At 35.5% G+C, this 8,680-nt stretch carries 11 protein-coding genes; 4 read left to right on the forward strand and 7 right to left on the reverse strand.

What is annotated here, in order from left to right:
* Positions 1–86: 86 nt before the first annotated feature.
* Positions 87–1,163: a peptide chain release factor 1 gene (gene prfA, locus FJV36_RS12430; RefSeq protein ID WP_158728148.1), complete on the reverse strand. Its 1,077-nt coding sequence runs from the start codon at positions 1,161–1,163 to the stop codon at positions 87–89.
* A gap of 321 nt (positions 1,164–1,484) precedes the next feature.
* Between prfA and FJV36_RS12435 the strand changes: the two genes are divergently transcribed.
* Positions 1,485–1,640: a hypothetical protein gene (locus FJV36_RS12435; protein WP_158728149.1), complete on the forward strand. Its 156-nt coding sequence runs from the start codon at positions 1,485–1,487 to the stop codon at positions 1,638–1,640.
* A gap of 67 nt (positions 1,641–1,707) precedes the next feature.
* On the opposite strand, the gene FJV36_RS12440 is transcribed toward FJV36_RS12435, so the two are convergent.
* Together FJV36_RS12440 and FJV36_RS12445 are read right to left on the reverse strand one after the other, a co-directional pair.
* Positions 1,708–2,550: an alpha/beta hydrolase gene (locus FJV36_RS12440; RefSeq protein WP_347753130.1), complete on the reverse strand. Its 843-nt coding sequence runs from the start codon at positions 2,548–2,550 to the stop codon at positions 1,708–1,710.
* Between the two features lie 160 nt (positions 2,551–2,710).
* The gene (locus tag FJV36_RS12445; protein WP_158728150.1) at positions 2,711–3,088 is read right to left on the reverse strand and encodes a hypothetical protein; all 378 of its coding nucleotides are present in this window, start codon (positions 3,086–3,088) and stop codon (positions 2,711–2,713) included.
* A gap of 364 nt (positions 3,089–3,452) precedes the next feature.
* On the opposite strand from FJV36_RS12445, the gene FJV36_RS12450 reads away from it, so the two are divergent.
* Complete coding sequence (locus tag FJV36_RS12450; protein WP_158728151.1) at positions 3,453–3,737, forward strand: rhodanese-like domain-containing protein; 285 nt, start codon at positions 3,453–3,455, stop codon at positions 3,735–3,737.
* A gap of 104 nt (positions 3,738–3,841) precedes the next feature.
* Here the strand turns inward: FJV36_RS12450 and FJV36_RS12455 are convergent, their stop codons facing one another.
* The 3 genes from FJV36_RS12455 to FJV36_RS12465 all read right to left on the reverse strand — a co-directional run bounded on the left by FJV36_RS12455 (position 3,842) and on the right by FJV36_RS12465 (position 6,132).
* Positions 3,842–4,936: an alkene reductase gene (locus FJV36_RS12455; protein ID WP_158728152.1), complete on the reverse strand. Its 1,095-nt coding sequence runs from the start codon at positions 4,934–4,936 to the stop codon at positions 3,842–3,844.
* Positions 4,933–5,460 (reverse strand): hypothetical protein, encoded by a 528-nt coding sequence (locus FJV36_RS12460; protein ID WP_158728153.1) that lies wholly within the window; start codon positions 5,458–5,460, stop codon positions 4,933–4,935. The genes FJV36_RS12455 and FJV36_RS12460 overlap by 4 nt, the downstream gene beginning before the upstream one ends.
* Before the next feature lie 90 nt (positions 5,461–5,550).
* Positions 5,551–6,132: a Crp/Fnr family transcriptional regulator gene (locus tag FJV36_RS12465; RefSeq protein WP_158728154.1), complete on the reverse strand. Its 582-nt coding sequence runs from the start codon at positions 6,130–6,132 to the stop codon at positions 5,551–5,553.
* A gap of 151 nt (positions 6,133–6,283) precedes the next feature.
* Here FJV36_RS12465 and FJV36_RS12470 point away from each other — a divergent pair, with 151 nt between their 5' ends.
* Together FJV36_RS12470 and FJV36_RS12475 are read left to right on the forward strand one after the other, a co-directional pair.
* Positions 6,284–7,138 (forward strand): transketolase, encoded by an 855-nt coding sequence (locus FJV36_RS12470; protein ID WP_158728155.1) that lies wholly within the window; start codon positions 6,284–6,286, stop codon positions 7,136–7,138.
* 103 nt (positions 7,139–7,241) lie between these two features.
* Positions 7,242–8,195 (forward strand): transketolase family protein, encoded by a 954-nt coding sequence (locus FJV36_RS12475; protein ID WP_158728156.1) that lies wholly within the window; start codon positions 7,242–7,244, stop codon positions 8,193–8,195.
* Positions 8,196–8,427: 232 nt separating this feature from the next.
* Here the strand turns inward: FJV36_RS12475 and FJV36_RS12480 are convergent.
* On the reverse strand, positions 8,428–8,680 hold a 253-nt coding region (locus FJV36_RS12480; RefSeq protein WP_199250854.1), incomplete at its 5' end, for a transposase.

Consider the following 8,680-nt stretch of genomic DNA (forward strand, 5'->3'; position numbering starts at 1 on the left):
ACTGTTTTATTCCCTATTTATTCTTTCAAAAAAAAAGACCTTACTTAAAATTAGTAAGGTCTTTTTTGACTTTTATAGATTTTATTTTAAAAAACCTCGCTAGCTTCTTTTAATTTCTCCATATTGTTAACTAATGCAAGTTCATCAACAATTTTTTGAATGTCACCATTCATAATATTTCCAAGATCATAAAGTGTTAATCCTACACGGTGATCTGTAACACGTCCTTGGGCATAGTTATAGGTACGTATCTTAGCCGATCTATCTCCAGAACTAACCTGAGAAGTACGTTTTGTTGCATCTTCGGCTTGTTTTTTAGCTAATTCTTGTTCGTATAAACGAGATCTTAATACGCCAAAAGCTTTATCTTTATTTTTGTGTTGTGATTTTTGGTCTTGACACTGAGCCACTAATCCTGTAGGGATATGCGTTAATCGCACTGCAGATTTTGTAGTATTTACAGATTGTCCACCTGGTCCTGAAGAACAAAAGAAATCAACACGTACATCATTCATATCAATTTGTACATCAAATTCTTCAGCCTCTGGCAAAACCATTACTGTAGCAGCAGAGGTATGTACACGTCCTTGAGTTTCTGTTTGTGGTACCCTTTGCACTCGGTGAACACCAGCCTCAAATTTTAAAGTTCCGTAAACATCTTCACCTGTAACTTCAAAAATTACCTCTTTAAAACCACCAGATGTTCCTTCATTCATATCTACTACTGAAGTGCGCCAACCTTGATTTTCGCAATATTTTGTGTACATCCTGAATAAATCTCCTGCAAAAATACTAGCCTCATCCCCACCGGTTCCGGCACGAATTTCAACCATAACATTCTTTGCATCTTCTGGGTCTTTAGGAATCAACATGAATTTTATTTCCTCTTCAAGTAGTGGCAAACGCTCTTTAGCTTCATCAAGTTGCATTTTGGCCATTTCGGTCATGTCAGCATCACTATTATCAGCTATAATTTCATTTGCTTCTTCTATGTTTGCCATGATAAGAACGTATTCATCTCGTTTCTCAGCAAGGGCTTTTAAGCTTTTGTACTCTTGATTCAATTGCACATAACGTTTTTGATCTGATATTACATCAGGTTGAATGATCAAATCCGAAATCTCATCAAAACGTTGTTTTACTATTTGAAGTCTATCTAACATTTTATAAATCCTTTAATTGGAGTGCAAAAATACGAAAAAAGTATTCAGTTTGCAAGATGAATCATTGAGATTCAAATGGAGTAACTTACAATAGAATTCACATAAAATTAAATTCCTTTTTTTATTACAATATTCTTAGTTTTAATGAATAAATGCAACATGTGGAAGTTGAAGTTTGATTGAATTTTTTATGTAAAGAAAAAATTCAATTTAAAATCTGCGTTCCATGTATTTGAAAGTGATTCTTAAAGATATTCTTTCAGGTACTAAGTCCAAAAAATAGACTAGAAACCTCAACTAATTAGATAAAAGGCCGCCAAAATGGCACCTACCGCCAAACCCAAAATAATTGCACAAACTTCAAAGAAGATGTCTGGAGACAAAGATAAATATCTTGAAATAAGACTGGTAAATTATATACCCAAACCAATTACCAAAGAAAAAGTAAGTGAAACATTTGGAAAATGGATTTCCTAAAAGCAAATCAGTATGAAAATGACACACCAATACCACAAGGAGCATTTATCAAACTATGTTGAAAACGCTATTTTGAATTGTCATTCATAAAACCAATTATTTCATCAAATCTAGCACTCCAAGGTTTAAAAAATTGCACCACCATAGGAACGTGCTTTTTGTTCAAACGAATGGTTTTTACCTCAGGTTGAAAAGCTTTGATAGCTTTCTCAAAGCGTTGGCTTCCCTCAATAATAGAGGGATATGTTTTTGTACCAACATATAATAAAACTGGTGGCGTTTGAGCATTGACATAGTAAATTGGCGAAGCTGCTTTCCATTGTTCAGGATCGGAAGTCCATGTTGCCAAATAATTGTCTTGATTCGTAGGAGGATATTTTTCGAGATAGTTTTTCATATCAAGTCCAGCCGCGTCGTTTAAAATGATTCCAGCAACACTCGTAGGTTGCACACCATATTTTGGGTTCATTACGGCCAATGCACCAAGATGCCCGCCTGCTGAGTGTCCGGTTATAAAAATTTGGTTCGCATTGCCGTTATATTGACCAATATTCTTTTTAGTCCATTCAATAACAGTTGCAATTTGTTGCGCCATAACATCATAATTAACCGCAGGACTCAAGCTATAGTCTGGTATAAAAGTGATAATTCCCCTTCGAGCAAAATTGCGACCTAATAAAGTATAAGTTTCCTTACGCCCGCTATTCCAGTTTCCACCATGCACAAAAATCAAAACTTTAGCTCCAGCTTTATTTACTTTTCGAGGAACAAAAATGTTTAGCTTAGGAGCACCGCTCGCATTTTCAACCGTAGTGGGTTGATAAACAATATTAGAAGTCTTTATGGAGGCACAACTCGTTATCAGAAAAACTGATATTAAAACACTAGGAATTTTAAATAAACGCATCATGTATTTTTTTTACGAATATACTATTTAAAAAAATCGTATCCATTACCAAGTCTCTAAAATTAGGGCTTTAAATTCAGAATCATTTTCCCTTTCGGTAGATTAAAATCCAAAAAAAACGGTCCATATCAAGCATACGAACCGTTTTTAAGAAGCTTTTGAATTAATTGAACTGCGTTGTCACGTACTCAACCAAACTTTGATCTGTCATTTTATTCGAAGTACTTTCAGTAGCTACTACATTTTTATACTGAGGAGTTTCATTCAAAAAATTTATGAATTGCTCCTGAGCAGTGCCTGTTCCTGTTACGTGCAATTCATCTACGTTTTGCATGTGAGCGGTAATGCTTTTAAATAGTTTTCGCAACTGATCTCTCTCGGCATTGTTAGCAGCATTTTCACTGGTATTGTAGCCTTGTCCGTCAACGGTTTCATGACCTAGTACCAAAAAATCTCCGGAATCTACATTTTCTCTTCCTACAATGGTAGCGTGATGGGAATCCATCCAAACTCCAAATTGCTTTTTACTGTTCTGTGACATGATTGTTTATTTTAGTTATAACACCTTTTGTTTCAGCTGTACTTTACTGATTTTTAGTATTCTTATAAAGATAGTCCTTCTACTTTTAATAAAGTTGCATTTAACAAAGTCTTATGGTCTACTAATAGTCTTCGAGCATATCCTGGTTTTAAACAAGTATATTTTTGAATGCTGTAGAAAAATACGATGAACCTGCAAAAGCTTGGTCTTATGTCACCGAAAAAAATAGCAGCTGAATCATCATCTTTAGTTCGATATAAAAATATTCAAACGCTACTTTTCTTTCTGAATAAAATGTTACCTATAAAGCTTTATTTTTATTTTTGTGCCAATAAATTTTAGATTCGAAACAAAGATAATCCCAATGAAAATAGCTCAAATTATAAAAGAAAAAAGAGGAACCTTAATTGATGTGCGCTCTTATGTAGAATTTACTGGAGGTCATGTTGCTGGATCTTTAAATATCCCGCTTCAAGAAATACCACACAGAATACAGGAAATTCAAGAACTCAAAACACCTTTAATTTTATTTTGTGCCTCTGGTAACAGAAGCGGTCAAGCACAAGTTTTCCTTACTGCACACGGAATTGAATGTTATAACGGCGGTTCTTGGCTGGATGTAAATTTTTTACAAGCACAAGCTGAGTAATAATTATTTTCAAATGAAATTATACAACGAAAAAAGCCCGCTACTTGCGGGCTTTATTGTACTATATTGAAACGTTTCAATCAAATTTTCAATAATCAAAAGACTTAGTCATTCAAAGCTGGATAATCAGTATATCCTTTTACTGTATCGATGTAAAATGTAGTTGGATCTGGCGTGTTCAAAGGCGCATCGGTTTCATAACGTGCTACCAAATCAGGATTTGCAATAAAAGGAACGCCATAAGCAACCAAATCAGCATCACCATCTTCCAACACTTTAATTCCTGTTTCCTTATTGAAACCTTTGTTAATAATCAAAGTTCCTTTGTAAAACGGTCTGAAGTGTTTGGCTACTTGAGTTACTGCAAAAGGCACTTCAGATACATCTGTAAAAGGCTCCGTTAAATGAATATACGCTAATCCGTAATCATTCAGCTTTGTGATAATGTATTCGTAGGTAGGAATTGTTTCTTCATCAAGCATCATCCCTTGCGCATTATGCAACGAAGGATTCAAACGCACTCCTACTTTTGAATAATCAATAACTTCTTTCAAAGCATCTAGAATCTCAAAAAGGATTCGAGATTTATTTTCAATTGAACCTCCGTATTCATCCGAACGATGGTTGGAATAACCATTAAAAAACTGTTGCAACAAATACCCGTTGGCAGCATGCAATTCAACGCCATCAAATCCTGCAGCAATTGCATTTTTAGCTCCATTTTTGAAATCTAAAACAGTTTGTTTGATGTCTTCAATTGTCATTTCTTTTGGCACTACGGTATCTTGAAAACCATCTTTTGTATATGCTTTTGCAAAAGGATTCAATGCCGATGGTGCATGCGGCAATTCACCATTATGCAAATCTGGGTGCGACATGCGACCTGTATGCCACAATTGTGCAAATATCGTTCCGCCTTTTTCGTGCACGGCTTTTGTAACCAGCTTCCACCCTTCGGTTTGCGCTTCACTGTAAATCCCTGGTACATTTATAAAACCTACTGCTTTGGTGCTCACAAAGGTTCCCTCAGAGACTATTAAACCTGCTGTTGCTCTTTGTGCATAATATTCTGCCGTAAGTGTTGTTGGAACGTTTCCTTCGTTATTTGAACGGCTTCGTGTCATAGGAGCCATCACCATTCGGTTTTTTAAAATACTGTTTCCTAAAGTGTAGGGCTGAAATAAAATTGATTTACTCATTTGATTTTTTTATTTAGTTTATTTTTTTTTGCACTGGTTTTCAATCCAATGCTTGTGAGTAGCTTCAAAACAGTCTGCACGGCTTCCTGATTGTTTCCGCTTATGTCAAAAGAATCGCATGGATTAGCTTTTGATTCGCAAATATGCACAACTTTCGAAAATGGGAACAAAGCTTGCAATCTCTCATAAGAATGTCTTTCAACATCAATACTAAAAGCGTTTTCAAAAAAAAGAACCAACTTTCCAGTAGCTACATTTCTGATTTTATTGATACCATTACCATCAATAACCGAATCATTTGAAAGTACAATTATATCAGCCTCCCAACTGGCGTTAGTGGGACAAATCATCTTTTCTACATTGGCATTGGGATTTGCTGTCTTAATTTCAGAAAAAACGCTATTCAACACCAAAGCATTACTATCAAACAGTAAAACAGCATTTGTTTTGGCAATTTGCTTGGCCACAAAAACACTATGGGTTTCTGATACGCCTAATACTGCAACTATTTTTCTTGGTGACATTGTTTTTTATCTACAGTACAAATTTACGGCAGTATAAAAGTAGTACTCCTTGATGTAGCGCAAGAAATTCTATTGATGTAGATCAATTATTTATTCCTTTTCGCGCAAGTGTTTTCGAATTCTACTAAGGGTTTCAGCAGTAAATCCAAGGTACGAAGCCAGCATGTGTTGCGGCACACGTTGTACAATTCCGGGATAGGCTTTTCCTAATTTGATAAACTTTTCTTCGGCAGTTTCAGTTAATGTAGAATTGATTCTGGCTTGATTGGCAATGTACGCGTTTTGTAAAAGCAAGCGCTGGTACCGCTCAAACATGGGGATTTGATCCATCAAGGCTTCTCTGGCCTCCGTGGTTAACAACAGTAGCTCCGAATCCTCAAGGGCTTCAATGGTATAAATGGAATGACTATTGGTAAGAAAACTAGACAAATCTGTAATCCACCAGCCTTCAATTGCAAATTGTACCGTGTGTTCGTTTCCTTTTTCATCCAAAAAATAAGAGCGAAGAATTCCTTTTTCAACAAAAGCATTATAGATACACACGTCTCCTTCCTGAAGCAAGACTTGTTTTTTTCGTAATTTTTTTGGAATAAAAAACGATTTACACAACTCCATTTCAGCGGGAGTTAGTGTTACTTTTTCTTGAAAACTCTTAAACAATTGGTCAAACATAGTGGCAAGATACTAAATACCTCAGTACTACTAAAAAAATTATGATCAACAAAACTACGATACCATTCATAACTAATGATAAATCTAAAAATGGAACCTTATATTAATCAAAATATCTGATTATATTTGCCGAGTCTAATTTAACACACAAATGAAACCAAACACACAACAATTAAAGGATTTAACAATCCAAGTTAGAAGAGATATTCTTCGAATGGTACACGCAGTCAACTCAGGACACCCAGGTGGTTCTTTAGGTTGTGCTGAATTTCTTGTCGTATTGTATCAAAACATAATGGATCGCAAAGAAGGTTTTGAAATGGACGGAATAGGTGAAGATCTTTTCTTTCTTTCTAATGGTCATATTTCACCTGTATTGTACAGTGTATTGGCACGAAGCGGATATTTCCCCGTTGCTGAATTAGCTACTTTCCGTTTGATCAATTCCAGGTTACAAGGTCACCCAACTACACACGACCATCTTCCTGGTGTTCGTATTGCATCTGGTTCTCTTGGACAAGGATTATCTGTAGGGATTGGTGCTGCTCAAGCTAAAAAATTAAATGGAGACAACAAAATCATCTACACACTTCACGGTGATGGTGAATTACAAGAAGGTCAAAACTGGGAAGCCATCATGTACGCGTCTGCCAAAAAAGTAGATAATCTTATTGCAACAATCGATTTGAACGGAAAACAAATTGATGGAACTACTGACGAGGTTTTAGCCATGGGAAGTATCCGTGCTAAATTTGAAGCTTTTGACTGGGATGTATTAGAAATCGAAAAAGGAAATGATATCGAAGCTATTATTGCTGGTATGAACGATGCTAAATCAAGAACCGGAAAAGGAAAACCAGTTTGCGTTTTGTTGCACACAGAAATGGGTAACGGTGTCGATTTCATGATGTACAGTCATGCATGGCATGGTAAAGCACCTAATAACGATCAATTGGCTACTGCATTGAGCCAAAACTCTAATACTGGAGATAACTCAGATTATTAAGTATTAAAATTATGAAGTACTAATTTCTGATCTTCGCAATGGCGAAATAGTTCAGATTTTTTTAATCTTTCAATTTTTTAATCTTTCAATTTTAAAAACGATAATGAAAAAATATACAAATACAGGAAGTAAAGATACTCGCTCGGGTTTTGGAGCGGGAATGACTGAACTAGGTCAAAAAAATGAAAATGTAGTGGCACTTTGTGCCGATTTAATAGGTTCTCTAAAATTTGACGATTTTAAGAAAAACCATCCAGAGCGTTTTTTCCAAATTGGAATTGCAGAAGCGAACATGATCGGAATTGCAGCAGGGTTAACTATAGGAGGAAAAATCCCTTTTACTGGAACGTTTGCTAACTTTTCTACAGGAAGAGTGTACGATCAAATTCGTCAATCAGTAGCATACTCTGAGAAAAATGTAAAAATTTGTGCTTCTCACGCTGGATTAACTTTAGGAGAAGACGGTGCAACACACCAAATCCTTGAAGATATCGGATTAATGAAAATGCTTCCAGGAATGACAGTAATTAACACTTGCGATTACAACCAAACCAAAGCGGCTACTTTAGCACTTGCAGATCATAACGGACCGGCTTATTTGCGTTTTGGCCGTCCGGTTGTACCTAACTTTATGCCAGCTGATGAACCATTCGTAATTGGTAAAGCCATCACCCTCACAGAAGGATCTGATGTTACTATTGTAGCTACAGGACATTTAGTTTGGGAAGCGTTGCAAGCTGCAGAAGCGTTAGAAGAAAAAGGAATCTCTGCTGAGGTAATCAACATTCACACCATAAAACCATTAGACGAAGAAGCGATTTTAAAATCATTGGCAAAAACAAAATGTATTGTAACTGCCGAAGAGCATAACATTTTAGGTGGTCTTGGCGAAAGCATCTCGAGAGTATTGACTTTAAACAGTCCTGCTCCACAAGAATTTGTTGCTGTAAATGACAGTTTTGGTGAATCAGGAACTCCAGAACAATTAATGGAAAAATACAAACTGAACGATCAAGCTATTATTGAAGCAGTAGAAAGAGTAATGAAAAGAAAATAATCTTTTCGGTTTATTCCATAAAAAAACCAGACTGCTGTGGCGAGGTCACTGAAAAACATCGCTTATTTTGATTAGCATCCTTTTTTAGATAATAAAAAACGCTTGTAACAGGATTTCAAACATCTGTTATAAGCGTTTTTATTTTTGTAACTGTTTTTTATTGTAGGTTATATGAGTTGGTTTTTGACTTATACAGGTTCATTTGGCAAAATGCATGTGTAGATTACATTTTCTACATTAATTTGAGTATTCTTTTTAAGTTGACTGTAAAAATTGCTATTGCACCTTGCATTTGCATATTGGTAATACCGTATGATATCGCTCTATCATAACCGTGTACATTTTTTAACTCGCTATTTTTGGCTTCTATCTTGTATCGATGTTTTGCTTTTTCTTTGTAATATTCTGTTTCTTGAAAAGCCATTTGGTCTTGATGTAATTCTGATTTTATGGATACCGAATACGTTTTTGTTTTGGCTCCATCT

The organism is Flavobacterium sp. I-STPP5a, assembly GCF_009764685.1.
In the GTDB taxonomy this organism is placed as follows: domain Bacteria; phylum Bacteroidota; class Bacteroidia; order Flavobacteriales; family Flavobacteriaceae; genus Flavobacterium.

Excerpts from the sequence above, each read along its gene's own strand:
- prfA (WP_158728148.1), bottom strand. The coding sequence starts at position 1,163 with ATGTTAGATAGACTTCAAATAGTAAAACAACGTTTTGATGAGATTTCG.
- FJV36_RS12435 (WP_158728149.1), top strand. The coding sequence starts at position 1,485 with ATGGCACCTACCGCCAAACCCAAAATAATTGCACAAACTTCAAAGAAG.
- FJV36_RS12440 (WP_347753130.1), bottom strand. The coding sequence starts at position 2,550 with ATGATGCGTTTATTTAAAATTCCTAGTGTTTTAATATCAGTTTTTCTG.
- FJV36_RS12445 (WP_158728150.1), bottom strand. The coding sequence starts at position 3,088 with ATGTCACAGAACAGTAAAAAGCAATTTGGAGTTTGGATGGATTCCCAT.
- FJV36_RS12450 (WP_158728151.1), top strand. The coding sequence starts at position 3,453 with ATGAAAATAGCTCAAATTATAAAAGAAAAAAGAGGAACCTTAATTGAT.
- FJV36_RS12455 (WP_158728152.1), bottom strand. The coding sequence starts at position 4,936 with ATGAGTAAATCAATTTTATTTCAGCCCTACACTTTAGGAAACAGTATT.
- FJV36_RS12460 (WP_158728153.1), bottom strand. The coding sequence starts at position 5,460 with ATGTCACCAAGAAAAATAGTTGCAGTATTAGGCGTATCAGAAACCCAT.
- FJV36_RS12465 (WP_158728154.1), bottom strand. The coding sequence starts at position 6,132 with ATGTTTGACCAATTGTTTAAGAGTTTTCAAGAAAAAGTAACACTAACT.
- FJV36_RS12470 (WP_158728155.1), top strand. The coding sequence starts at position 6,284 with ATGAAACCAAACACACAACAATTAAAGGATTTAACAATCCAAGTTAGA.
- FJV36_RS12475 (WP_158728156.1), top strand. The coding sequence starts at position 7,242 with ATGAAAAAATATACAAATACAGGAAGTAAAGATACTCGCTCGGGTTTT.